The following is a 24,194-nucleotide window of genomic DNA, read 5'->3' on the forward strand; positions in this document are numbered from 1 at the left end:
GAGGCGTTCTTTTTAAATTACAGGCGTTTTATTCTTTGCACGCCTGCGGTGTATTGGTATCGTGTTATTACTTGAACTTAAGTGTTTTCCGTCCTTCCCCGCTTTGGAGGTAACCATCCCGCAATGACCCTACGTATCTGCATTCTCGAAACCGACATCATCCGCCCCGAGTTCTATGAGCAGTTCCACAGCTACGGGCGCATGTTCAAGGAGCTGTTTGCCAAGCAACCGATACCGGCAGAGTTCGAGGTGTTCAACGTGGTGCACGGGGATTATCCCGCCGACACCGAGCGCTATGACGCCTATCTGGTGACGGGCAGCAAGTCCGATTCCTTTGGCCCTGATCCCTGGATCCAGCGACTCAAGGACTACCTGATGCAGCGCTACCGGAACGGCGACAAGCTGCTCGGCGTGTGCTTCGGCCATCAGTTGCTGGCGATCCTGCTGGGCGGCACCACCGAGCGTTCGGACAAGGGCTGGGGGCTGGGCGTGCACCACTACCAGATGACCGAAACCAAGAGCTGGATGACCCCGCAGGTCAGCGACCTGAAGATGCTCGCGGTGCATCAGGATCAGGTCACCCGCCTGCCGGAAAATGCCACGCTGCTGGCGTCCAGCGAGTTCTGCCCGTATGCCGCCTACTCGGTGGGCGATCAGGTGCTGTGCTTCCAGGGGCACCCGGAGTTCATCCACGATTTCTCCCAGGCGGTGCTCGACCTGCGCCGCCCGGTGTTTGGCGAGACGCTGTACCAGCGCTCGGTCGACACCCTGCGCCATGAACAGCAGGGTGTGACCGTGGCCGAGTGGATGATGCGTTTCGTCGCCGAAGGCAAGCATCCGGCCTGACCCGCGCCGTAGCGGGGCGCCGGGCAGCCGGCGCGGCCGCGTGTTAAGGTGGCGCCCGGTTTGACAGGGCATGACGGAGCGACACATGAAGTTCATTCACCAGCGCGAACACCTCAATGAAGACGATCTGGTCATCATCGACTGCTCGCAGACGTGCAATATCCGCCTGATGAGCGATGCCAATTTCCGCAGTTTCAAGAATGGCGGACGGCATAGTTACCATGGCGGCGCCTTCGATACCTTTCCGGTGAAAATCACCGTCCCCAGCACCGGCTTCTGGAATATCACCATCGACACCGTGAGCCGTCGTGCCGTCAGTCTTACGCACAAGCCCAAGCTGACCCACTCGATCAAGTTCGTTCGCCGTTCGGGCTCCAAGTTCAGCTGAGCCGGACCATTGATCCGGCCCGCTGACGGTTTGTGTCATATCGTCCTTTAGGAGCGGCGCCCTCGCCGCGATGGAGTGGCCTGCGGGCTGCCGAGCAACCGCAATCGCTCGCGCCGGGGGCGACGCGCGTACAGGCTGCGGCCTGAAATACAGCTACCGTTTGTCACTTTCTTGCACGTCTTCCGAATAGGCCTTTCTGCCCCAGAAAAGGCCGTATTCCGGCGCTCCCAGGGCAACGCTGGAACCCGCGTGGCGCCTGCTTCCCAGCCCAATTGTCGAAGTGCATAAAATTGCTGGTTTGCAGGGGCGAAATGCTGTGTTAAAAAGCGCGCGTTTTTTCCATCCACTCCTTCAGCAAGAGGTAACCACCCCCAACTATGACCATGCGTATCTGCATCCTGGAAACCGACATCCTCCGTCCGCAACTGATTGATCAGTACCAAGGCTATGGCCGGATGTTCAAACAACTGTTCGAGAAACAGTCGATACCAGCGCAGTTCGATGTGTACAACGTTGTGGAAGGCAGTTATCCGGACGAAGACCAGCTTTACGATGCCTACCTGGTGACCGGCAGCAAGGCCGATTCATTCGGTACGGATTCCTGGATACTGACCTTGCGTGAGTACCTGCTGGCGCGCTACGAGAATGGCGATCGCCTGATCGGCATCTGCTTCGGCCACCAGCTGCTGGCCCTGCTGCTCGGCGGCAAGACCGAGCGTGCGGCACAAGGCTGGGGCATCGGCGTCAATCGCTACCAGCTGCTTGAGCAGCCCGAGTGGATGACGCCGGACATCGAATCCCTGGATCTGCTGGTGTTCCACCAGGATCAGGTGACCGAGCTGCCGGCCAACGCCACGCTGCTGGCCAGCAGCGAGTTCTGCCCGAACGCGGCCTACAGCATCGGGGACCAGGTGCTGTGCTTCCAGGCCCATCCGGAGTTTGTCGATGACTACGAGCTGGCGCTGCTCAACCTGCGTCGCGAGTTCCTCGGCGAGACGCTTTACGCACAGGCCATGGAAAGCATGCGCCTGCAGCACCAGGGCGTGGTGGTGGCCGAGTGGATGTTGCGTTTCGCTGCCCGGGAGCGCGCACAGAGCCGCTTGGCCGCCTGATTCCGACCCATCAACGAAAAGCCCCGGCAGTTTCCGCTGCCGGGGCTTTTTCATGGGCGCCGTGCCTGTTTATGCCGGCGGTTCAGGGCGTCCAGTCGACCTGATAGTCGGCCAGGTAGCTGTCGACCGCGGCGCCGACGGTAGGCTGGATGCGCTGCTCCTCGCCGGGCAGAAGCAGGCCGAAGCGCCGCAGCTTGTCCTTCACCGGGCCCTTGACCTCGGCAAAGTGGAAGTCGATGCCGGCGCCCGCCAGGGTCTGCCCCAGTTCGGCAAGCATGTCGGCGGAGGTGATGTCGATGCTGGTCACCGGCTCCGCGGCCACCACCAGGCGCCGCACCGGGGTGGGTGACTGCGCCAGGGCTTGCAGCACGCATTGCTGGAACAGCTCGGCGTTGGCAAAGAACAGCGGGGCGTCCCAGCGCAGCAGCACCAGCCCCGGCACCAGGCGGGCGTCGGGATGGCGCTCGATGTCGTGGAAGCCGCGAATACCCTCGACCCGGCCAAGAATGGCGTAGTGCGGGCGCCAGCCATCCCAGAGAAATTCGATCACCGCCAGCACCACGGCAATGCCGATGCCGGGAATCGCCCCAAACGCGGCCACGCCGGCAAAGCAGGTGATGGATAGCCAGAACTCCCATTGCTGGACGCGGTAGATGCGCTTGAGGTCGGCAAATTCGAACAGGCCGATAGCCGCAGCGATCACCACGGCGGCCAGCGCGCTGGTGGGCAGGTTTTGCAGCAGGTTCGGCGCTACCATCAGCAGCCCGGCCACCGCCAGGGCACCGACCACCCCGGTGAGCTGGGTCTGCGAGCCGGCCGCTTCGGCCACCGGGGTGCGCGATGAGCTGCTGCTGATCGGGAACCCCTGGAAGAAACCGCCGATCAGGTTGGCTGCGCCCAGTCCGAGCATTTCCTGGTTGGGATCGACGTAGCTGCGCGTGCGCGCGGCATAGGTGCGGGACAGCACGCTGGTATCGGCAAACGACACCAGAGCCACCGCGATACCGCCGAGCAGCACGCTGGCCAGGTCGACACCGCTCAGCCAGGGCAGGGCAAAGGCGGGCAGGCCCTGGGGCAGTTCGCCGAGCACCTTCACGCCCTGCTCGCCGAGGTCAAGCAGGCCGACGGCAACAGTCGCCAGGACCACCGCAATCAGGATGGTCGGCAGCTGCTGGAAGCGCTTGAGCAGCAGAATCAGTGCCAGGCTGCTCGCACCGATGGCCAGGCTGTAGCCGTTGGCCTGGCCGCCCAGCACGGCTTGGCCCAGTTGCCAGAGGTCGCGCCCCGGGCCCTGGCTGTCGATGGAAATGCCGAACAGCTTGGGCAGCTGGCTGATAAGAACGGTGAGGGCGATACCGTTCATGTAGCCATAGCGGATCGGTTTGGACAGCAATTCGGTGATGAAACCCAGGCGCAGCAGGCCGGCGAGGATGCACACCAGGCCGGCGACCACCGCCATCATGCTGGCCAGGGTCACCGCGCGCAGCGGGTCTCCGCCGGACAGCGGCAGCACCACGGCGAGAATCAGTGCGGCCAGCGAGGAATCCGGGCCGAGCACCAGAATCCGGCTGGGGCCGAATACTGCGTAGGCCAGCAGCGGCACGATGGTCGCGTAGAGGCCATAGATGCCCGGCACCCCGGACGCTTCGGCGTAGGCGATACCCACCGGCACCAGCATGGTGGTCAGCACCAGCCCGGCGATGATGTCCTTGGGCAGCCAGGCCAACTGGTACTGCTTGAGCATCAGCAGGCCGGGGAGCCAGCGCAGCCAGCCCGTCGGCGGGGTGACGACGGGCAGGCCGGGATTTTGCGGGTTTGCCGGTTCAGTGGTCATGACGAGCCTTGGGGTCAGGGCGCCGGAGCGACAGGAATGAAGAAGAAGGCCATGCCGAATACCAGGTAAACCGCCAGTAGTTGCACGCCTTTGAGCCAGTCGGAGCGACCATCGCCGGCCACCTGGCCGGTGATGATCACCGAGAGCAGCACGGTCAGGGTCAGGCCGGCGGTGAAGGCCAGGTCCATCGGTGCCGGGCCGATGAACAGGCTGCTGAGCACCAGCACCGGGGCGACGAACAGCGCCACCTGCAGGCTGGAGCCGATGGCAATCGACAGCGCCAGATCCATGCGGTTCTTCAGTGCGGCGGTGATCGCCGTGGCGTGTTCGGCGGCATTGCCGAGGATTGCCACGACGAACACCCCGATGAAGATGTTGCTCAGGCCGAAGGCCTTGGCGCTTGGCTCGATGGCGCCGACCAGGATCTCGCTGACCCAGGCGATCAGGCCGGTAGCCACGGCCAGTACGGCGAGGGCCTTGCCGATTGGCCAGCTGCTTGGGGTTTCGCCGTTGTCCTCGCGGTTGCCGGCGAACAGGGCCTTGTGCGTGACCAGCGAGTAATAGAGGAACAGGCCATAAGCCAGCAGCAGCACCACCGAAATCGCGTTGCTCAGGTGTTGCACCTTGTCCAGCAAGCCGGGTACATCGACCGCCCGCGCCATGTACACCGCCGGCAGCACCAGGGCGATGGCAGCCAGGGTCAGCAGGGTGGCCTCGGCGCGCGCACCTTCGGAGTTGAAGTGCTGTTCCTTGAAGCGCAGGCCGCCGCAGAGCATGGCCGCGCCGAGTACCAGGAGGATGTTGCCGATGATCGAGCCGGCCAGCGACGCCTTGACCACGTCATGCAGGCCGGCCCGCAACGCAGCGATGGCGATGATCAGCTCGGTGGCATTGCCGAAGGTGGCATTGAGCAGGCCGCCAACACCTTCACCGCAACGTTCGGCCAGTTGCTCGGTGGCCCGGCCCAGCCACCCGGCCAGCGGAATGATGGCGATTGCCGCACTGCCGAAGATCAGCAAATGCTGCTGCGGTGCCAGATATTCCAGGGCCAGCGTCAGCGGGACAAACAACAGCAGCCAGTTGAGCATGGGGTGCGACTCCGTTCAGTGATGTCATGTTCAAGCATAGATGCGGATAGCTGCCAGCAGGGTGAACAACCCAGGCGCAGCATGCTTCGCCTCTTCTGCTGCGCCGAGGCTTGGGGTGCCTGACAAAAGTTCCGGCAGTCTGCGGCTCACACGCCAACCAGCAACCGTAGGGTGGGCCCTGGCCCACCATTGCCAACCGCTGGCCCGACCTGTTGCGTGGCTGCTTTTGGTGGGCTGAAGCCCACCCTACGCCCGCCCGACGACAAACGCGTATTCAACCCGTAACGAGTACAGGGCCTAGTCAAGGGCCCGATCAATAGTCAGGCAGCCCGGCTCAGTTGTCGTAGCCCAGGTTCGGGGCCAGCCAGCGTTCGCTGACGCTCAGGTCCTGGCCTTTGCGTGCGGTGTAGCTTTCCACCTGGTCCTTGTCGACCTTGCCGACGGCGAAGTACTGCGCCTGCGGGTGGGCGAAGTACCAGCCGCTGACCGAGGCGGCCGGGAACATGGCGTAGTGCTCGGTGAGGAACACGCCGCTGCGGCCGGCTTTGCCTTCTTCAGCCGCTGGGTCGAGCAGGTCGAACAGGGTGCCTTTCTCCGTGTGGTCCGGGCAGGCCGGGTAGCCGGGAGCAGGGCGGATGCCCTGATACTGCTCCTTGATCAGCGCGTCGTTATCCAGGGCCTCGTCGCGATCATAGCCCCACCAGGTCTTGCGCACCTGCTGGTGCAGCCATTCGGCGCAGGCTTCGGCCAGGCGGTCGGCCAGGGCCTTGACCATGATCGAGTTGTAGTCGTCGCCAGCGTCCTGGTAGGCCTTGGCCACTTCCTCGGCACCGATGCCTGCGGTGGTAATAAAGCCGCCCACATAGTCGGTCAGGCCGCTGTCCTTGGGCGCGACGAAATCGGCCAGGCAGAAGTTCGGCTTGCCGTCCGGCTTGATGGTCTGCTGGCGCAGGTGATGCAGCCTGGCCAGCGGCTGGCCGTCATCGCCGTACAGCTGGATATCGTCGTCCTGCACCTGGTTGGCCGGCCAGAAGCCCAGCACGGCGCGGGCGCTGATCAGTTTTTCGTCGATCAGCTTCTTCAGCATCGCCTGGGCATCGGCGAACAGCGCAGTGGCGGCTTCGCCGACCACCTCGTCGGTGAGGATGCGCGGGTACTTGCCGGCCAGGTCCCAGGAGATGAAGAACGGCGTCCAGTCGATGTACTCGGCCAGAACATTGAGGTCGATATTGTCCAGCACCCTGGTACCGGTAAAGCTCGGCACCGGTGGCTGGTACGTGGCCCAGTCGAACTTCGGCTTGTTGGCCACGGCGGCGGCGTAGGGCAGGCGCTCGGTGCGCGAGCTGCGCGCGGCGGTGCGTTCGCGCACTTCGATGTAGTCGCGGCGGGTACGCTCGACAAAGTCGGCCTTCAGCTCCCTGGACAGCAGCTGGGTGGCCACGCCCACGGCGCGCGAGGCGTCGGTGACGTAGATGACCGCATCGTTCTGGTACTTGGGTTCGATCTTCACCGCCGTGTGGGCCTTGGAGGTGGTGGCGCCGCCGATCATCAGCGGCAAGCTGAAGCCCTGGCGCTGCATCTCGCGGGCGACATGCACCATCTCGTCGAGCGAGGGGGTGATCAGGCCGGACAGGCCGATGATGTCGCACTTCTCGGCGATGGCGGTTTGCAGGATTTTCTCGGCCGGCACCATCACGCCAAGATCGACGATGTCGTAGCCGTTACAGCCAAGCACCACGCCGACGATGTTCTTGCCGATGTCGTGCACGTCGCCTTTGACCGTGGCCATGAGGATCTTGCCCTTGGCTTCGGGTTTGTCGCCTTTTTCAGCTTCGATAAACGGGATCAGGTGGGCCACGGCCTGTTTCATCACGCGGGCGGATTTCACCACCTGCGGCAGGAACATCTTGCCGGCGCCGAACAGGTCGCCGACCACGTTCATGCCCGCCATCAGCGGGCCTTCGATCACCTCGATGGGGCGCGCGCACTGCTGGCGGCACTCCTCGGTATCTTCGACGATAAAGGCGGTGATGCCCTTGACCAGCGCGTGCTTGAGCCGTTCAACCACGTCCCAGCTGCGCCACTCCTCGGTCTCGGCTTCCTTGACGCTGCCGTCGCCCTTGTACTGGTCGGCAATGGCCAGCAGGGCATCGGTACCCTCCGGGGTGCGGTTGAGGATCACGTCTTCGACGCGGTCGCGCAGTTCCCTGGGGATCTCGTCGTAGATCTCCAGCTGGCCGGCGTTGACGATGCCCATGGTCAGGCCGTTCTGGATCGCGTGGTAGAGGAATACCGAGTGGATCGCCTCGCGTACCGGGTTGTTGCCGCGGAAGGAGAACGACACGTTGGACACCCCGCCGCTCGTCAGGGCGAACGGCAGATGATCGCGGATGTAGGCGCAGGCCTCGATGAAATCCACTGCGTAGTTGTTGTGTTCCTCGATGCCGGTGGCCACGGCGAAGATGTTCGGGTCGAAGATGATGTCTTCCGGCGGGAAGCCCACTTCGTTGACCAGGATGTCGTAGCTGCGCTGGCAGATCTCGCGCTTGCGCGCGGCGGTGTCGGCCTGGCCGGCTTCGTCGAAGGCCATCACCACCACGGCGGCGCCATAGCGCTTGCACAGGCGGGCGTGGTGCTTGAAGGCCTCGACGCCTTCCTTCATCGAAATCGAGTTGACGATGCCCTTGCCCTGGATGCACTTGAGGCCGGCCTCGATCACCTCCCACTTGGAGGAGTCGATCATGATCGGCACGCGCGAGATGTCCGGCTCGCCGGCGATCAGGTTGAGGAAGGTGACCATCGCCTTCTTCGAGTCGAGCATGCCCTCGTCCATGTTGATGTCGATGATCTGCGCGCCGGCTTCCACCTGCTGCAGGGCGACTTCGAGGGCTTCGGTGTAGTTGTCCTCGCGGATCAGGCGGGCGAACTTGGCGCTGCCGGTGATGTTGGTGCGCTCGCCGACGTTGACGAACAGCGAGCTGCGGTCGATGGTGAACGGCTCCAGGCCGGACAGGCGGCAGGCCTTGGGAATCTCCGGAATCTCGCGCGGCGGGTACTTGGCGACCGCCTCGGCAATCGCCTGGATATGCGCCGGCGTGGTGCCGCAGCAGCCGCCGATGATGTTGAGGAAACCGCTGGCGGCGAATTCCTCGACCACCTCGGCCATCTGCGCCGGCGTTTCGTCGTATTCGCCGAAGGCATTCGGCAGGCCGGCGTTGGGGTGGGCGGACACGTGGGTGCCGGCCTTGGTTGCCAGCTCTTCCAGGTAGGGACGCAGGTCCTTGGCGCCGAGGGCGCAGTTGAGGCCCACGGAGATCGGGTTGGCGTGGCGCACCGAGTTCCAGAAGGCTTCGGTGGTCTGCCCGGACAGGGTACGGCCGGAGGCGTCGGTGATGGTGCCGGAGATCATGATCGGCAGTTCGACGCCATCGTCTTCGAACACCTGCTGCACGGCGAAGATCGCCGCCTTGGCGTTGAGGGTGTCGAAGATGGTCTCGATCAGGATCAGGTCGGCGCCGCCCTCGATCAGGCCGCGGGTGGCTTCTACGTAGTTTTCCACCAGCTCGTCAAAGGTGACGTTGCGGTAGCCGGGGTCGTTGACGTCCGGGGAGATCGAGCAGGTGCGGCTGGTCGGTCCCAGGACGCCGGCAACGAAGCGCGGCCGGTCCGGGGTTTCGCGGGTCTTGGCGTCGGCCACTTCACGGGCCAGGCGTGCGCCCTCGACATTCAACTCGTACACCAGCGCCTGCATGCCGTAGTCGGCCTGGGACACCTGGGTGGCGTTGAAGGTGTTGGTCTCGAGGATGTCCGCGCCGGCATCCAGGTAGGCCTTCTCGATGGCCTGGATCACGTCCGGGCGCGACAGCAGCAGCAGGTCGTTGTTGCCCTTCACATCGCTCGGCCAGTCGGCGAAGCGCGTGCCGCGGTAGTCCTCCTCCTGCAGCTTGTAGCTCTGGATCATGGTGCCCATGCCGCCGTCGAGGATCAGGATGCGTTGCTTCAGGGCTTGCTGAAGGGCATGGAGACGAGCGCTGCGATCGGACATGGGCAACTACCTGAAAAGCGGGAAGGACTGAAGGCCGGCATCATAGCAAAGCTGAATGGCTGGCGGGCACGCCGGCGTTTACCATGAAAATGGCTCATGTTGGCACGGCGCATCACGGCGCTGTCGGGGCATCGTCGATATCGGGTAAAGTTGCCCATCAAACCGGCAGGGCCTCGACATGATCCACCTTCGACTTTTAACCGGCCTGCTGGCCTTCGGCAGCCTGGCCGTGCAGGCCGCGCCGGTGTCCTACAGCAAGGACGTGCAGCCCATCTTCGAGCGCAACTGCATTGCCTGCCATGCCTGCTACGACGCGCCGTGTCAACTGAACCTCGGCAGTGGCGAGGGTGTGCAGCGCGGTGCCAGCAAGGCGCTGGTCTACGATGGTGGCAGATTGCGCCAGGCGCAACCGACGCAGTTGTGGTTTGACGCACACACCCAGGAGCAATGGCGCCAGCGCGGGTTCTTCTCGGTGCTGGATGCCCGCGGACAGCCAGCGGCGTTGATGTCGCGGATGTTGCAACTGGGACATGACGCGCCACTGACACCCAACGCCAGGCTGCCGGATAGCCTGGATATCAGCAGCTACCGCCAGAACCAGTGTCCGCGGCCGGACGAATTTACCGCCTTCAGCAAAGACTCTCCGGGGGTGGGCATGCCGTTCGCCGTCACCGGGCTGGCACCGGCCGATTACCAGACCCTGCAGGACTGGCTGGCGCAGGGTGCGCCGCTGGATCAGCAGCCGGTGCTGGCAAGCGCCGCCGAGGCAGCCCAGATCAGCGAATGGGAAAACCTGCTGAATGCCGCCGGTGCGCGGCAAGCGCTGGTCGGGCGCTGGCTGTATGAGCACCTGTTTCTGGCGCACCTGTATTTCGAGGGCTCCGGCAGCGGGCATTTCTTCCAGCTGGTGCGCTCGCGCACACCCAGCGGGCAACCGGTCGATGTGATCGCCAGCCGCCGCCCGAATGATGATCCGGGAACCCAGTTCTTCTATCGCATACGGCCCATCCAGGGCGCCATCGTGCGCAAGACCCACATCACTTATCCGCTCAGCGCGCAGAAGCTGGCGCGGGTCAACCAGCTGTTTTTTGCTGCCGACTGGAGTACCGATAGCGTGCCCGGCTACGGGCTTGGCTCGCAGGCCAATCCCTTCGTGACCTTTGCCGCGATTCCGGCGAAGGCGCGCTATCAGTTCATGCTGGATAACGCCGAATATTTCGTGCGCACCTTTATCCGTGGCCCGGTCTGTCGCGGGCAGATCGCCACCGATGTGATCCGCGACCAGTTCTGGACACTCTTTCAGGACCCGCGGCATGACCTGTATGTCAACGATGCGGACTACCGGTCGCAGGTTGACCCGCTACTGAAAATGCCCGGGCTGGCCGTCGACCTGCAAAGTGCGATCAGGGAGTGGCCAACCGATCGGGATAATCGCAACGAATATCTGGCCATCCGCCAGGAAGCCTACGGCGATAGGCCCGCACCCGGCTGGGACACGATCTGGACCGGCAACGACAATGCCTTACTGACCATCTTCCGGCATTTCGACAGCGCCGAGGTACACAAGGGGCTCGCTGGCGCCGTGCCCCAGACCATGTGGATGATGGATTACCCGCTGCTGGAGCAGACCTATTACGGGCTGGTGGTCAATTTTGATGTGTATGGCTCGGCCGCCCACCAGGCACAGACGCGGATGTATTTCGACCTGATTCGCAATGCTTCGGAAATCAACCTGTTGCGCCTGCTGTCGGCGGATGCACGGCAGGACATACTGGACAGCTGGTATGGCGGCGCCAGCGGGCGCCTCACCCTGTGGATGGATTACCAGACGATTGACACGGACACCGACACCGGGCTGTCGCTGCTGCCAGGCGAGCCCTACGCGGCATTCGCCAAAGGCTTGCTGGCGCACACTGCGGCAATCAATGCCACCCCGGATCCGCTCAACCGCTGCACCGGCGATAGCTGTTTCAATGCCGCCATCGCGCCCGAATTGCAGGATGCCGAGCAACAGCTCAGCCGGCTGGCGGCGCGCAAGGCCAGTTCGCTGCCGGTGATCGATCAGTTGCCCGAGGTGACGCTGCTGCGCATCGAGACCGGGGATGGCGGTCGCGCGGTGTACAGCCTGCTGCGCAATCGGGCGCATTCCAATGTGGCGTACATGCTGGGTGAGTCATTGCGCTATGAACCACTGAAAGACAGCCTGACCATCGCCCCGGGCGTGCTGGGCAATTATCCGAACTTCCTGATCAATCTGCCGGCCGGGGAAGTTGCCGAATTCGTCGATGCCATGGAGCAGGTGCAGCCGGCCAGCGGGCTGACCGGCCTGCTGGACGGCTTGAACAAGGCACAGGATGACACGGGCTTCGAAAAAATAATGGCGCGCTGGGGCGTGCGGCGCAGCAACCTGCAGTTCTGGTTCTATTTCAATGACCTGACCACCTTTCAGCGCGAAACCGCACCGCTGGAGGCGGGGTATCTGGACATGAGCCGCTTCGAGAACCTCTGAGGGGTTGCCGCCGGGCCTTTACGGGCCTGGCCAAAGCGTTACAGCTTATTCCGACCAAAACGCTAGGCCTTTATCCGGCCTGCCGACTGGCGTACACTGGCCTCCTGTTTTAGAGGAGTGGCCATGAGCGCAATCACCATCACCGAGGCAGCCGAACTGTATCTGGCTGACCTGCTGAGCAAGCAGAACACCACCGGCATCGGCATCCGCATTTTCATCACCCAGCCGGGAACCCCGCACGCGGAAACCTGCATCGCCTATTGCAAGCCCGGTGAAGAAAAGCCCGAGGACGGCGCACTGTCGCTGAAAAGCTTCACTGCCTACATCGATGCGTTGAGTGAACCGTTTCTGGCGGATGCCGTCGTCGACTATTCAACTGATCGCATGGGTGGCCAGCTGACCATCAAGGCGCCGAATGCCAAGGTGCCGATGGTCAATGAAGACAGCCCGCTGAACGAGCGGATCACCTATTACCTGCAGACCGAGATCAACCCGGGCCTGGCCGGTCATGGTGGGCAGGTCACCCTGGTGGACGTTGACGAGGGCATTGTCATCCTGCGTTTTGGCGGTGGTTGCCAGGGCTGTGGCCAGGTCGACTACACGCTGAAGGAGGGAATCGAGAAAACCCTGATGGAGCGGATTCCCGGGCTCAAGGGTGTGCGGGACGTGACCGATCACAGCAATCGGGAAAATGCCTATTACTGAGCGGCGCTGCGCTGCATGAAAAACGCCCGGCACTGCCGGGCGTTTTTCATGGACGTCATGCGTGGCTAGTCGGGACTTTGCTCGACAAAGTCTTCCTTGGCACGGACCGCGCAATCCGGACAGACGAAGTCGTCGGGCAGGTCGGCAAACAAAGTGCCCGGCTTGTAGCCCTCATGGGCATCACCAAGCTGTTCATCGTAGACATAGCCGCAATCTGGACAGGTGTATTTGCTCACGGTTGCTCCTAGGCGATCTTCTGTTCAGTCTGCAGTGTACTGCCGTACTTGGCTTCAAGGGCAGCGCGGCGTCCCGCTGCAATATTGATCTTGTCGAAGTTGCCGGCGATGTGCGGCAGTGCGAGCAGACGCCGGTCCATCATCAGGTACCACAGCGGCGGGATCAGGGCGATGAGGAACATGCCGAAGTAGCCGGTGGGCATGCTCGGCAGGTCGGGAAAGCTGCGCAGGCTCTGGTAGCGCCGGGTTGGATGGGCGTGGTGATCCGAGTGCCGTTCCAGATGATAGAGCAGCAGGTTGGAGGCAATGAAGTCGGCATTCCAGCTGTGGTAGGGCTGGCAATGCTCGAAGCTGCCGTTGGCTTTCTGCTGGCGCAACAGCCCGTAGTGCTCGATGTAATTGGCGCTGGTCAGTTGCCACCAGGCGTAGAAATTATGCACGACGAGGAAGGGCAGCATGATCCAGCCAAACGCGGCGATCAGGCTGATCTGCAATACGGCACCGAAGGCATAGGATTGCAGTGCCTCGTTTTCCAGGCTCCACGGCGATTTGCCCAGACGCGCCAGGCGCTCCTTTTCCAGCACCCAGCCACGCCGGAATGCACCGGGAATTTCGCGCAGGGCAAAGCGGTAGATATTCTCGCCCATCCGCGAACTGGCCGGATCCTCCGGGGTGGCGACGTGGCGGTGGTGGCCGCGGTTGTGCTCGATGCAGAAGTGCCCGTAGAGGGAAATGCCGGCGGCGATCCGCGCCAGCCAGCGTTCCAGGTCAGTCTTCTTGTGGCCCAGTTCATGCGCGGTGTTGATGGCCAGGCCGCTGTACAGGCCGGCGGTCAGGGCCAGCACCAGCACGCTTGGCCAGGCCAGGTCGTGAGTGGCGGTAAAGCCGGCGATCACCAGCAGCACCACGATGTGCAGTGGCACGGTCAGCATTGGCAGCCAGCGGTAGTAAGCGTCTTCTTCCAGCTGGGCGACCAGTTCTTCCGGCGGGTTGCTGCGATCCGTGCCCAGCAGCCAGTCGAACAGGCTGGCCCCGCCATAGATACTCAGCAGCGGCGTCAGCAGCAGCCATTCACTGCCCGTGAGCAGATACAGCCCGACACCGCTCAGGGCCAGCAGCGGGTAGAGCATCGACAGCAGCCAGAGGTAACGCTTGCGATCCTGATAGGTGATCAGACGGTCATCGGCGAGCTGCAGGCTATAGGTCTTCATTGTGTTCCTACCTCGACAGATTGGTTTTGCGTGATAGCAGGTTAGGTTGAATGCGCGGATTGATATATTTCAGTTAACGACAATAATCTGGTCACTTATTGCCACGCTGGATGATCATGATCAATTCGCTGGACTTGCTTCCCGTACCCGCGACCTATACGCGGGTCCTGTTGCAGCGCCTGGCTGGCGCCGAGGCAAGGCTGTTGTCGGGCACAGGCCTGGCGGCAGGCAGCAATCTGCCGGTGGAGATCACGGTTGCCCAGCAACTCCAGGTGTTTCGCAATGCCATGTCGATTGCCCAGCGTCCGGACTGGGGCATTGAGTTCGGCCGCCTGCTGAATATATCCAGCCACGGGCCGCTGGGGTTCGCGGCGCTGAGTGCACCGACCCTTGGCGAGGGACTGCAGGTGCTGGCCCGGTTTGCCCGGGTTCGGGCGCCTTATCTGCATTTTCGCGTGCGCGAAGAGGCGGATCGCCTGATTTTTGAAGTGCTGCCGGATATCTACCCGCTGGGTGAACTGGAGCGACCCCTGATCGAGATCGTGCAGCAGATCGCCTGCTCCTATGTCGAAGCGGTGCTCGGCGAGCGGATTAGCGAGGCGGTTGTGCTGCTGGGTTTTCCGTCACCTGCTGATCAGGCCGGCTATGCCGCGCATTACCGCGCGCACTGCGAGTTTGCCGCGGTGACCAGCGGATTTGCCATTCCATTGGCCCTGTGCAGCCTCGAGTGCCCGCTGCAGGATGACAAGACCTACCGCGCTTCGCTGTTGCGCTGTAGCGAGGCGCTGGACAACCTGCTGGCGCCTGCCGATATCGTGCTGCGTTCCGAACACTGGCTGGCGGCGCAGTTCGAACGGTTCGCTACGACCAGAACGGCGCCCTCACTGCCTGGGCTGGAGCAGCTTGCGCAAGCCCTGGCCGTGTCGCCGCGCACGCTAATTCGCCGGCTCGCCGAACGCCACACGAGTTTCCGGCAGCTGCGCGACGCCCAGCAACGGGTTCTGGCGGAGCGCTTGCTCGGCGACGCCCGGTACTCCGTGCAGGAGGTGGGGTTGCTGCTGGGGTATCCGGATGCGGCCAATTTCGGCCGTGCCTTTCGCCGCATGTTTGGCGTATCCCCCGGACAGTACCGGCGGCGCAAACCCTAGCAGGCTGTTGAAAAACTACTGCGCTCGGCTATACGGCATAGAAATCAGCCTAAAAATGCTCATTTACGGTCAGTAAACTGCGCTTTTTCGGCTGATTTCGCCTTGTCTAGCCTTCGCGCGCTAGATTTTTCAACGGACTGCTAGTCCGTGCTCAGTGGGTGAGTATCTTGCTGCGCGGGGGCAGCATCAGCAGGGCAAGCGCGAGCAGAGGCAGCATCGCGATATTCAGTGCGCTCCAGCCCAGGTTGCTGATCAGTGCCCCCGAGGCAAAGGAGGCGCAGGCTGCCACCAGGCCATTGCCGAGCTCCATCAGGCCTTGTGCATGGCCCCGCTCGCCGGGCTCGTGGCCCTGGGCCAGCAGGGTGGTTCCCGCCACCATCAGCAGGTTCCAGCCCAGGCCGAGCAGAAAGGAGCTGAACAGGAAAAACCACTGGGTCAGCCCGCAAAGCGCGACTGCTGCGCTGGCCGTGAGGATCAGGCAGCCGAGCAGGGCCATGCGCCTGCAGCCAAGGCGGTCGACCAGAGGCCCGGCGGCAAAGGCGGGGAGGAACATGCCGAGCATGTGCCAGCGAATCACCTCGGCGCTGGTTTCCAGCGACAGACCGCAGAAGCTCATGGCCAGCGGCGTGGCATTCATCACCAGGATCATCAGGCCGTGGCCGATGGCGGTGGTCAGGATCGCCACCCGAATGACTGGCCGCTCCAGCAGGCGGCGGGCCATGCCCAGCACATTGCTGGCGGGAGTCGAGGTGCCGCCGGCGGGCAGCCCCCACAGCAGTATCAGGGCGAGGGCGGCGAGCAGGGCGATCAGCAGGAAGGCGCCAGTGAAGGGCACGGGCAGGGCATTGCGAGCCCAGACCGCCATTGCCGGAGCGATCAGCGCGGCGCACACCCCGCCCCCCAGTACGTAGGCGGTTGCTCGTCCGCGATGCTGTGCGTCAACCGCATCCTGAGCGGCAAAGCGGTAGTACATGGCCGAAGCCTGGTAAGCGCCGATTGGCAGGGCGCCGAGACAGAATAACGGGAAGCTTTCCAGGCTGATGGCCAGCGCGCTGAGCAGGCCGCCGCAGACCCCGGCGCTGGCCCCAAGCAGCAAGCCGGCGCGCCGGCCGTGACGCTGCATGAACAGTGACAGCGGTTGCACGCTGATCAGGTTGCCGACCACCAGCAGCCCCAGCGGCAGGGTGGCCAGCGAGTTGCTGGGGGCCAGCTGCAGGCCGATCAGCGCGGTCAGGGTGATGCCGATCATCGCGCAGCACCAGTACAGGGCTTGCGCGACGAACAGGCGCCGGATCACCGGGTCAAGAAACAGCATCGGGTTGTTCCACCTTATTCCTGGCAACCTTCGGGCTTGAAGATGCGCGTGGTTGCGGCCGGGAATTTCTGCAGTTTCTCCTCGGTCCGGCGCGGGCGCGGCAGCAATTCGCCGCCACAGTTCGGGCAACGACCCGCCAGGCGCCCGCTGGCACAGGTTGCACAGAAGGTGCATTCAAAGGAGCAGATGCGTGCCGCGCTAGAGCCGGCAGGCAGGTCACAATTGCAGCACTCACAGTTCGGACGCATTTCCAGCATGGCGGTCTCCTGGCTCTTTTTCGGCAAGCGAACCCACGTGTGGGTTTCACTGGCAATAGCAGGAGTTTGCAACGAAGCCGCAGGAAAAATCGATAGGCCGGGAAGTGCGGGGGCCGTTGGGTCGAGAACTGTGCCGGGTCTGGCTTGCCTGGTACAGGACAAGCCAGGCGTGGGCGGCGGTCAGGCGGAGAGGGTGCTGTCAGGCATCTGCCAGGGTTCCAGGCGATAGCCCTGGTCAATCAGCTCGTCGCGCGACTTCTGCAAGGTGGCGGATAACTGCCGGGCATCCAGCCGGGAGCTCCCCGGCAAGGCAATGCGGCCAAGCAGGCGGCTGCTGCTGCGGTCGATCACCGAGAGGCTCAGGTCACCCGTGCCATCCGGTGGGGTCCAGGCAATGCACTGAAAGGGCAGAAAGGCGCGGTCGGCAATCAGCAAGGCTTCGTTCATGCGGAGCATGGCGTTCATGGTGCGGTCTCTCGTGTGGCAGCTGGGGGTAGATTGCCAGCGGTGCAATGGCAATCTGTATAGCTGCGATGCCTCGAGTTGACCATAAAGTCACATTGTGTCGCGACACTCTGTTCGAGTGCCGGAGATAAACGCCTCAGGTTGACTTGTGCAAGCGCTGCGCCCAGATAGCCCGCGCCTGCTCGAAAGCCGCCTCACGAGGTTCGCCCAGGCCGCGCAAGGCCAGGGCAATGCTGCCGGTTATCGCCTGCAAGCCATAGTCATCGGTTTCCCTGCCTTGCCAGACTGTCAGCAGTTTTCCCGGATCAAGTTGCCCGGGCTTGACGTGCCGTTGCAAGGACACCGCGCCCCACTCTTCATCCCAGCAGCCCTGTTCAGCTGTGCCGAGCAACAGGCACGGGCTGTCCGGATTCACTTCTATCTCGCCGCCTTCGCCCTTGATGACGATCACCCGGTCTCCCAGCAAATGGCTGGCCTCGCGGTGGATCGCCTGGTAGCCGGGGTGAAAAATGCTCTGTAATCCGCAGCGGGCCCGAAGGGGGTTGAGCAGGCGCGCCAGCGAGTGGATCGGTGAGCGCAGGCCCAGTACGTTGCGCAAATCGATCATGCGTTGCAGGCCGGGCATCCAGTCAGCCAACGGGATGAATGCCAGCCCTTGCTGGTCGAGGGCCTGTCCGACCTGTGGCCAGTCATGGCACAGCGGGATCTCCAGCAATTCGAGCAGTTGCTCGCTGTACAGGCGTCCGGCGGTATGTTCGCCACCGCCGTGCATGAGGATTCTCAGCCCGCTTTGCGCCAGGGCCTTGGCCGCGAGCAAAAACCAGGGCAGGTGGCGCTTTTTGCCGGCATAGGTTGGCCAGTCGAGATCGACCGGCAATTGCGGGGCATGCAGGCGGGCGCGCACAGCGTCGGCAAAGCCGGCCAGTTCTTCGGCGCTTTCTTCCTTGTGCCGCAACAGCATGAGGAAGGCGCCCAGCTGGGTGTCTTCAGCCGCGCCATCCAGCAGCATGCCCATTGCCACGCGCGCTTCCGCGCGGGTCAGGCTGCGGGCGCCGCGCTTGCCCTTGCCGAGGATGCGCACGAACTGGGCAAACGGATGTTCTGCGGGGGTAATGCTGTTCATAGGCAATTAGTCGGTTTGGGGAGGCCTGCCAGCTTGGCGGCCAGTTTGGCGGGAGTGCCCTTGAACAGCAGGTTGAGGCGCAGGCTGTTGCCTTTGTCGGCGCCCAGTTTGGCTGCCGCATATTTGATCAGCGGGCGAGTCGCCGGCGACAGCTGGAACTCGGCATAAAAGTCGCGCAGCAAGCGGAGGATCTCCCAGTGCGCCTCGCTCAGTTCCATGCTTTCCCGGGCAGCGAGGGCGTTGGCCACGGCAGGGGACCAGTCCTGCAGATCAAGCAGATAGCCGTCCTTGTCGAGGGCGACAGTCTTGCCTGCCGCAATCAGCGCATTCATAGCCAGCTGTTGACTCTGCTGAAGTTGACGCACAGATCGACAAAGGTGGCGTAGTCGATCAGGGTTACCCGCCCGGGCTCACCCGTCAGCGCGCGGGCGAGCAGATCTTCCTGCAGGGCAAACAGGTTCACGCTCGCGGGCAGCTGCTGCAAATCCAGCAACGGTTGGCTGCCAGCCTGCAATGCGTAGACAGCGTCACCGCTCAGCAACAGCCCGTCACCGGGGGCCAGCAGGCGCAGGCAAGTGCTGAAACGGCTATCACCGAATGGCGAATGGGACAGCAGGTGCAAGGTGCTCATCAGAGGGTTATCACCTGGTCATAGCGTTGCAGCAGCTGGCTGATTTGAGCGTCATCGAGCTGTTCCAGTGGCAGGCTCAGGCCGTTCGGATCCAGTCCGCGCTCCTGCAGGCTGCGGCCGGAGATGAACAGTTCATCGATGCCGAACAGGGGCAGGGCCTGAAGATTCGCGCTCAGGTCTTTTTGCTCAAGGGATGCGGCATGCTGGTTTGGCAGCAGCTGGAAAACCCCATCATCCAGGAACAGCAGGCCGACCGGCAGGTCGAAGGCGCCACCGGCAAGCACCAGGTCCAGGCATTCTCGGGCACCCAGACCTGACCAGGGTGCCTGGCGGCTGATCACGAGCAGGGACTTGGCCATGTTCAGTCGCCTCCGAAGCTGATCAGCCGATCGGCAGATTGAATGGCATCGTGCAGCTGGCCTAGCCCTGAAAGCTCCCAGGGCTGGTCAACACAGGCCGCGGTGCGGTCATACCGCTGCGCTTCTTCCTGGTCGAGCACGCCACGCCGCAGGGCTGCAGCGATGCAGACAACTGCGTCAAGTCGCTGGGTGCTGATGAACTCGCGCCATTCGCGGGCAAGGTTGGTTTCGTCCTGCGGCGTGACAATCGAGTTGCAGGCGTTGTGCACCCCGTCCTGATAAAAGAACAGGCGCACAATCTCGTGGCCACTGCCAAGCACTGCTTCGGCGAAACGCAGGGCGCGTCGAGCAGCAGGTGCATGCGGGGCAGCAAAGACGGCAATAGCAAACTTCATGGAGAACCGGAATCGAGCTTGTCGAGTCGCATGATATGCCGTTTGCTGTAACTGCAGAAAGCAAAAAGCCCGCCTAAGCGGGCTTTGCTCAACACTTCGGCTCAGTCATCGCTGCTGAATACGCCAATCAGCTGCAACAGGCTGATGAACAGGTTGTAGATCGAAATGTACAGGCTGATGGTAGCCATGATGTAGTTGCGCTCGCCGCCCTGGATGATGGCACTGGTCTGGAACAGGATGGCCGCCGAGGAGAACAGCACGAAGCCTGCGCTGATCGCCAGTTGCAGGCCGCTGATCTGGAAGAACAGGTTTGCCAGCACGGCGCCGAGCAGAACCCAGAATCCGGCCATCAGGAAACCGCTGAGAAAACTCATGTCCTTGCGCGTGATCAGTACATAAGCCGACAGCCCGAAGAACACCAGGGCGGTCATCGCCAGCGATGCGGCAACCACATCGCTGCCGTTGGGCAAGCTCAGGTACATGTTCAGAATCGGCCCCAGGGTGTAGCCCATGAAGCCGGTCAGGGCGAAAGTAGAGAGCAGGCCCCAGCCACTGTTGCGCAATTTGGTGGTGAGGAAAAACAGGCCATAGAAGCCCACCAGCACTACGAAAATATTCGGGTAGGGCACGGCCATCTGCTGAGCGACATAGGCAACCATGCCGCTGAACAAGAGTGTCATCGACAGCAGGCCGTAGGTGTTGCGTAGCACGCTGCTGACTGCGCTTTGCTCGACTTGGGCATAGCCTGTCGAAATGTCACGTTCCTGCATGGTGGCTCTCCTGGGTACGTCCGATCCAAATCATTCGAGTTTGATGATAACAGAGGCGTTGGTGATGCCAACGTGCGGTTCTTTACCAACTGTTGCATCGCTTTGCGATCGCAAGTGGCGTTATGCGCTAACTTTTCTCCGGCTACGGCCGCGGAGAGATGCGTACTGGCCGCGGGCAAAGATCATTTGAAAACATTTGCTGTTTCGGTATATTGCGCAGCGAACGCAAGATGGAGGTGTGGCCGAGTGGTTGAAGGCAGCGGTCTTGAAAACCGCCGAAGGGGAGACTCTTCCGTGAGTTCGAATCTCACCGCCTCCGCCATTCTTGCGCTGTTTTGCAGGGCTTGATCTGGTCGATTAATGCTTTTAGCGGCTCTCAGGCTAGTAGATCAATCTGGTAAAAGGACTTTCCAGTTGCTCGCTCGAATTCGGCTGCTTAACGAGGTGCTCGCTTGATCAGGATTGTAGTGGTTGATGACCATGATCTGGTGCGCGCCGGCATTATCCGGATGCTGGATGATATATCCGGGATCCAAGTGATAGGCGAAGCATCCTCCGGCGAAGAAGCCATAAGAAAAGTCCGCGAACTGAAGCCTGATGTCGTCCTGATGGACATCCTGATGCCCGGCATCGGCGGCCTTGAAGCGACGCGCAAACTCATGCGCAGCAACCCTGATCTGAAAATCATCGTCGTCACTGCCTGTGAGGAAGACCCGTTTCCGACACGTCTGCTGCAGGCGGGGGCTACGGGTTATCTGACCAAGGGCTCGGGACTGGCCGATATGGTGCTGGCAATTCGACAGGTGTTTGCCGGGCAGCACTTCTTGAGCCCTTCGGTGGCCAAGCAGCTGGCACTGAAAGCCGTACAGCGACAACCCAGTGATTGTCCTTTTGACGCGCTCTCCGAGCGAGAGATTCAGATTGCCTTGATGATTGCCAACTGCAACAAGGTCCAATGCATCTCGGATAAGCTTTTTCTGTCGCCCAAGACAGTCAACACCTACCGTTACCGTATCTTTGAAAAGCTTTCGATTTCCAGTGACGTGGAGTTGGCCTTGCTAGCCGTGCGCCACGGCATGGTTGACGCAGTTCATTGATGTGAACACCGGCGGATTTGAGCCAGCAATTTTTCTGGAAACCTGCAGTAGTCACCCGGGGGTTTACCGGATGTTCGACCAGGCAGGTCACCTGCTGTATGTCGGCAAGGCCAACAATCTCAAGAAGCGTTTATCCAGTTACTTTCGCAAAGCCGGCCTTGCCCCCAAAACGGCTGCACTGGTAGCCAAGATCGCCCGGGTTGAAACCATCATCACGGCGAATGAAACAGAAGCCCTTCTGCTTGAGCAAACCTTGATCAAGGAATGGCGGCCGCCCTACAACATCCTCCTGCGCGATGATAAGTCCTACCCCTATGTGTTTCTGTCGGAGGGAGAGTTCCCTCGATTAAGCCTTCATCGCGGTGTGAAAAAGGATAAGGGCAAGTATTTCGGGCCGTATCCGAGCGCTGGAGCAATTCGCGAAAGCCTTCACCTACTGCAAAAAGCATTTCAAGTTCGACAGTGCGAAGACAGCTACTTCAAAAATCGTAGCCGTCCATGTCTGCAATATCAGATCAAACGCTGCAAGGGGCCGTGTGTCGGGCTGGTTGATGCTGAGGAGTACGCTGCGGATGTGCGGCGCTCGGTCATGTTTCTGGAGGGGCGCAGTAATCAGCTCTCTTCAGAGCTGATAACAGTCATGGAACAGGCGGCCCAGCACTTGGACTTTGAACGCGCGGCGGCCGTTCGGGATCAGATTTCCTTGCTGCGGCGGGTTCAGGAACAGCAGAGCATGGATGGTGGTAGCGGTGATGTTGATATCGTGGCCGCCAGGGTCAATCCGGGAGGTGCCTGTGTGCATCTGGTCAGCGTCAGGGGCGGCAGGGTTCTGGGCAGCAAGAACTTCTTTCCCCGGGTCGCCATTGAAGAGGAGGCCAATGAGGTATTGCTGGCATTTCTGGCCCAGTACTACCTTGGTAACCTCGAGCGTGAGCTTCCGGCTGAACTCATAGTCAGTGATGACCATGAGGATTTTCCAACGCTGCAGGCCGCTATCCAGTCTTCCCGGGGCCGGCAGCTTTCAATCAGTCATAAGGTTCGAGGCAACCGGGCCCGCTGGCAACAGCTGGCGGTGACCAATGCAGAGCAGGCGTTGAGTGCGCGTCTGGCGGATCGGCAGCACATAGCTGCAAGATTTGAAGCGTTGGCTGAGGCTTTGAGTCTGGATGAGGTTCCACAGCGGCTTGAGTGTTTCGATATCAGCCATTCTAGTGGCGAAGCTACCGTAGCCTCTTGTGTGGTGTTTGGACCTGAGGGTGCCCAGAAATCGGAGTATCGGCGTTACAACATTGAAGGGGTGACGGCGGGCGATGATTACGCGGCTATGCATCAGGCGATAACCCGGCGCTTCAGCAAGCTGAGTGAAGGTGAGGGAAAGCTTCCGGATATTCTTCTGGTGGATGGCGGGAAAGGGCAACTGACCATGGCGCGACAGGTTCTCGAAGAGTTGTCTGTTTCCGGGCTGTTGCTGCTGGGAGTGGCTAAAGGTGTTACCCGAAAACCCGGGTTTGAGCTGCTTTATCTGAATGATGCGGATCACGAATTTACCCTGCCAGCCGATTCGCCAGCGCTGCATCTGATTCAGCAGGTACGTGATGAAGCCCACCGCTTTGCTATCACCGGGCATCGTGCTCGACGTGGCAAGACTCGGAAGACTTCCACTCTGGAGGAGGTTGCGGGTGTTGGCCCAAGGCGACGCAGAGATTTACTCAAGCACTTCGGCGGATTGCAGGAATTGTCTCGAGCCAGTAGTGAGGAAATAGCCAAGGTTCCAGGAATCAGCAAAAAGCTCGCAGATATGATTTATGCAGCGCTGCACAGTGAGTAGAATGCCTGCCTACTTCGCACTCATGGCGTGCTGATGAATATCCCTAACTTGCTGACCGTGCTCCGCGTTTTGTTGATTCCGGTCTTTATATTGCTGTTCTATCTGCCGTTTTCATGGAGTTACTGGGCCGCAAGCGGCGTTTTTGCGTTCGCTGGTTTCACCGACTGGCTCGATGGCTATCTGGCCAGACGGCTCAAGCAGAGCACTGCATTCGGTGCATTTCTCGATCCGGTGGCCGACAAACTTATGGTTTGCGTTGCACTGGTTCTGCTGGTGGCTGAGCACTCAAGTCTCTGGTTGACCCTCCCCGCGGCAATCATTATTGGCCGTGAGATAGTGATTTCTGCATTGCGCGAGTGGATGGCCGAGTTGGGTGCGCGTGCGCATGTTGCAGTCTCACGGCTTGGCAAGTGGAAGACGGCCGCCCAGATGGTGGCTCTTGTCATCCTTCTGGGTAATCCGCCGCTAATGAATTTTTGGGTGTGGTTGGGCTTTTCACTTTTGATCATCGCCGCCGGCTTGACGCTATGGTCGATGGTTGTTTATCTGATGGCTGCGTGGCCTCATCTGCGAAATGCTCAGGATAAGAAATAGTTTTTTTGAATCAAAGGGTTGACGGAATGTTTTGAATGGATAGAATGTCGCCCGTCAATGCGATGCGGGAATAGCTCAGTTGGTAGAGCACGACCTTGCCAAGGTCGGGGTCGCGAGTTCGAGTCTCGTTTCCCGCTCCAAATTTTACGGGCCGTATAACGGCCCGTTTGCATAATGGCTGAGTAGCAGAGTGGTTATGCACCGGATTGCAAATCCGTGAACGCCGGTTCGATTCCGA

23 protein-coding genes and 3 tRNA genes (1 of these 26 running past the window's edge) are annotated in these 24,194 nt (G+C 61.6%); 12 read left to right on the forward strand and 14 right to left on the reverse strand.

Annotated features, from left to right (window positions below; all coding sequences use genetic code 11):
- Nucleotides 1-123 precede the first annotated feature (123 nt).
- The 3 genes from ISX93_RS15240 to ISX93_RS15250 all read left to right on the forward strand — a co-directional run bounded on the left by ISX93_RS15240 (nucleotide 124) and on the right by ISX93_RS15250 (nucleotide 2,346).
- The gene (locus ISX93_RS15240; RefSeq protein ID WP_195779621.1) at nucleotides 124-846 is read left to right on the forward strand and encodes an amidotransferase; all 723 of its coding nucleotides are present in this window, start codon (nucleotides 124-126) and stop codon (nucleotides 844-846) included.
- A gap of 85 nt (nucleotides 847-931) precedes the next feature.
- Complete coding sequence (locus tag ISX93_RS15245; RefSeq protein ID WP_195779622.1) at nucleotides 932-1,234, forward strand: DUF1883 domain-containing protein; 303 nt, start codon at nucleotides 932-934, stop codon at nucleotides 1,232-1,234.
- A gap of 377 nt (nucleotides 1,235-1,611) precedes the next feature.
- Nucleotides 1,612-2,346 (forward strand): amidotransferase, encoded by a 735-nt coding sequence (locus tag ISX93_RS15250; protein WP_195779623.1) that lies wholly within the window; start codon nucleotides 1,612-1,614, stop codon nucleotides 2,344-2,346.
- Between the two features lie 82 nt (nucleotides 2,347-2,428).
- Here ISX93_RS15250 and ISX93_RS15255 read toward each other — a convergent pair whose 3' ends face one another.
- The 3 genes from ISX93_RS15255 to metH form a co-directional block, all read right to left on the reverse strand.
- On the reverse strand, nucleotides 2,429-4,180 hold the full coding sequence (locus ISX93_RS15255; RefSeq protein ID WP_195779624.1) for a SulP family inorganic anion transporter: 1,752 nt from the start codon (nucleotides 4,178-4,180) through the stop codon (nucleotides 2,429-2,431).
- Nucleotides 4,181-4,194: 14 nt separating this feature from the next.
- Nucleotides 4,195-5,268, reverse strand: a complete 1,074-nt coding sequence (gene cax / locus ISX93_RS15260) for a calcium/proton exchanger (protein ID WP_195779625.1) — start codon at nucleotides 5,266-5,268, stop codon at nucleotides 4,195-4,197.
- Between the two features lie 334 nt (nucleotides 5,269-5,602).
- Complete coding sequence (gene metH, locus ISX93_RS15265) at nucleotides 5,603-9,313, reverse strand: methionine synthase (RefSeq protein ID WP_195779626.1); 3,711 nt, start codon at nucleotides 9,311-9,313, stop codon at nucleotides 5,603-5,605.
- Between the two features lie 178 nt (nucleotides 9,314-9,491).
- Here metH and ISX93_RS15270 point away from each other — a divergent pair, with 178 nt between their 5' ends.
- Nucleotides 9,492-11,822, forward strand: coding sequence for a fatty acid cis/trans isomerase (locus tag ISX93_RS15270; RefSeq protein ID WP_195779627.1), 2,331 nt, complete (start codon nucleotides 9,492-9,494; stop codon nucleotides 11,820-11,822).
- Nucleotides 11,823-11,945: 123 nt separating this feature from the next.
- Complete coding sequence (gene nfuA / locus ISX93_RS15275) at nucleotides 11,946-12,527, forward strand: Fe-S biogenesis protein NfuA (protein ID WP_195779628.1); 582 nt, start codon at nucleotides 11,946-11,948, stop codon at nucleotides 12,525-12,527.
- A gap of 65 nt (nucleotides 12,528-12,592) precedes the next feature.
- Here the strand turns inward: nfuA and ISX93_RS15280 are convergent, their stop codons facing one another.
- Nucleotides 12,593-12,763 carry a rubredoxin gene (locus tag ISX93_RS15280; protein WP_195779629.1) on the reverse strand — a complete coding sequence of 57 codons (171 nt, stop codon included), beginning with the start codon at nucleotides 12,761-12,763 and terminating at the stop codon, nucleotides 12,593-12,595.
- Between the two features lie 8 nt (nucleotides 12,764-12,771).
- A complete protein-coding gene (locus tag ISX93_RS15285) occupies nucleotides 12,772-13,974 on the reverse strand; it encodes an alkane 1-monooxygenase (protein ID WP_195779630.1) in 1,203 nt (400 codons plus the stop codon).
- A gap of 116 nt (nucleotides 13,975-14,090) precedes the next feature.
- On the opposite strand from ISX93_RS15285, the gene ISX93_RS15290 reads away from it, so the two are divergent.
- On the forward strand, nucleotides 14,091-15,122 hold the full coding sequence (locus tag ISX93_RS15290; protein ID WP_195779631.1) for an AraC family transcriptional regulator: 1,032 nt from the start codon (nucleotides 14,091-14,093) through the stop codon (nucleotides 15,120-15,122).
- Between the two features lie 151 nt (nucleotides 15,123-15,273).
- Here the strand turns inward: ISX93_RS15290 and ISX93_RS15295 are convergent, their stop codons facing one another.
- The 9 genes from ISX93_RS15295 to ISX93_RS15335 form a co-directional block, all read right to left on the reverse strand.
- The gene (locus tag ISX93_RS15295; protein WP_195779632.1) at nucleotides 15,274-16,437 is read right to left on the reverse strand and encodes an MFS transporter; all 1,164 of its coding nucleotides are present in this window, start codon (nucleotides 16,435-16,437) and stop codon (nucleotides 15,274-15,276) included.
- A gap of 14 nt (nucleotides 16,438-16,451) precedes the next feature.
- Complete coding sequence (locus tag ISX93_RS15300) at nucleotides 16,452-16,694, reverse strand: DUF1272 domain-containing protein (protein ID WP_195779633.1); 243 nt, start codon at nucleotides 16,692-16,694, stop codon at nucleotides 16,452-16,454.
- A 180-nt stretch (nucleotides 16,695-16,874) separates the two neighbouring features.
- Nucleotides 16,875-17,159, reverse strand: a complete 285-nt coding sequence (locus tag ISX93_RS15305; protein WP_195779634.1) for a hypothetical protein — start codon at nucleotides 17,157-17,159, stop codon at nucleotides 16,875-16,877.
- A 136-nt stretch (nucleotides 17,160-17,295) separates the two neighbouring features.
- The gene (locus tag ISX93_RS15310) at nucleotides 17,296-18,282 is read right to left on the reverse strand and encodes a glycosyl transferase family protein (protein WP_195779635.1); all 987 of its coding nucleotides are present in this window, start codon (nucleotides 18,280-18,282) and stop codon (nucleotides 17,296-17,298) included.
- Nucleotides 18,279-18,614 (reverse strand): TusE/DsrC/DsvC family sulfur relay protein, encoded by a 336-nt coding sequence (locus ISX93_RS15315; RefSeq protein ID WP_195779636.1) that lies wholly within the window; start codon nucleotides 18,612-18,614, stop codon nucleotides 18,279-18,281. Before ISX93_RS15315 ends, ISX93_RS15310 begins: the two co-directional genes overlap by 4 nt.
- Nucleotides 18,611-18,913 (reverse strand): sulfurtransferase complex subunit TusB, encoded by a 303-nt coding sequence (gene tusB / locus ISX93_RS15320; RefSeq protein ID WP_195779637.1) that lies wholly within the window; start codon nucleotides 18,911-18,913, stop codon nucleotides 18,611-18,613. The genes ISX93_RS15315 and tusB overlap by 4 nt, the downstream gene beginning before the upstream one ends.
- Nucleotides 18,913-19,272 (reverse strand): sulfurtransferase complex subunit TusC, encoded by a 360-nt coding sequence (gene tusC, locus ISX93_RS15325; protein WP_195779638.1) that lies wholly within the window; start codon nucleotides 19,270-19,272, stop codon nucleotides 18,913-18,915. Before tusC ends, tusB begins: the two co-directional genes overlap by 1 nt.
- A 2-nt stretch (nucleotides 19,273-19,274) precedes the next feature.
- On the reverse strand, nucleotides 19,275-19,667 hold the full coding sequence (tusD, locus tag ISX93_RS15330; protein WP_195779639.1) for a sulfurtransferase complex subunit TusD: 393 nt from the start codon (nucleotides 19,665-19,667) through the stop codon (nucleotides 19,275-19,277).
- A 101-nt stretch (nucleotides 19,668-19,768) separates the two neighbouring features.
- Nucleotides 19,769-20,437, reverse strand: coding sequence for a Bax inhibitor-1/YccA family protein (locus ISX93_RS15335; protein ID WP_195779640.1), 669 nt, complete (start codon nucleotides 20,435-20,437; stop codon nucleotides 19,769-19,771).
- A 232-nt stretch (nucleotides 20,438-20,669) separates the two neighbouring features.
- On the opposite strand from ISX93_RS15335, the gene ISX93_RS15340 reads away from it, so the two are divergent.
- From ISX93_RS15340 to ISX93_RS15365, 6 genes are all read left to right on the forward strand, one after another.
- Nucleotides 20,670-20,759 (forward strand) — tRNA-Ser (locus ISX93_RS15340).
- A gap of 130 nt (nucleotides 20,760-20,889) precedes the next feature.
- Nucleotides 20,890-21,534, forward strand: a complete 645-nt coding sequence (gene uvrY, locus ISX93_RS15345) for a UvrY/SirA/GacA family response regulator transcription factor (protein ID WP_195779641.1) — start codon at nucleotides 20,890-20,892, stop codon at nucleotides 21,532-21,534.
- 28 nt (nucleotides 21,535-21,562) lie between these two features.
- Nucleotides 21,563-23,362, forward strand: a complete 1,800-nt coding sequence (gene uvrC / locus ISX93_RS15350; protein WP_374987702.1) for an excinuclease ABC subunit UvrC — start codon at nucleotides 21,563-21,565, stop codon at nucleotides 23,360-23,362.
- A 33-nt stretch (nucleotides 23,363-23,395) separates the two neighbouring features.
- A complete protein-coding gene (gene pgsA, locus ISX93_RS15355; protein WP_195779642.1) occupies nucleotides 23,396-23,956 on the forward strand; it encodes a CDP-diacylglycerol--glycerol-3-phosphate 3-phosphatidyltransferase in 561 nt (186 codons plus the stop codon).
- 64 nt (nucleotides 23,957-24,020) lie between these two features.
- Nucleotides 24,021-24,096, forward strand: a tRNA-Gly gene (locus ISX93_RS15360).
- A 36-nt stretch (nucleotides 24,097-24,132) separates the two neighbouring features.
- Nucleotides 24,133-24,194 (forward strand) — tRNA-Cys (locus ISX93_RS15365); it runs 12 nt beyond the window's last position.

Source organism: Pseudomonas sp. N040 (assembly GCF_015637705.1).
Classification (GTDB): Bacteria; Pseudomonadota; Gammaproteobacteria; order Pseudomonadales; family Pseudomonadaceae; genus Aquipseudomonas.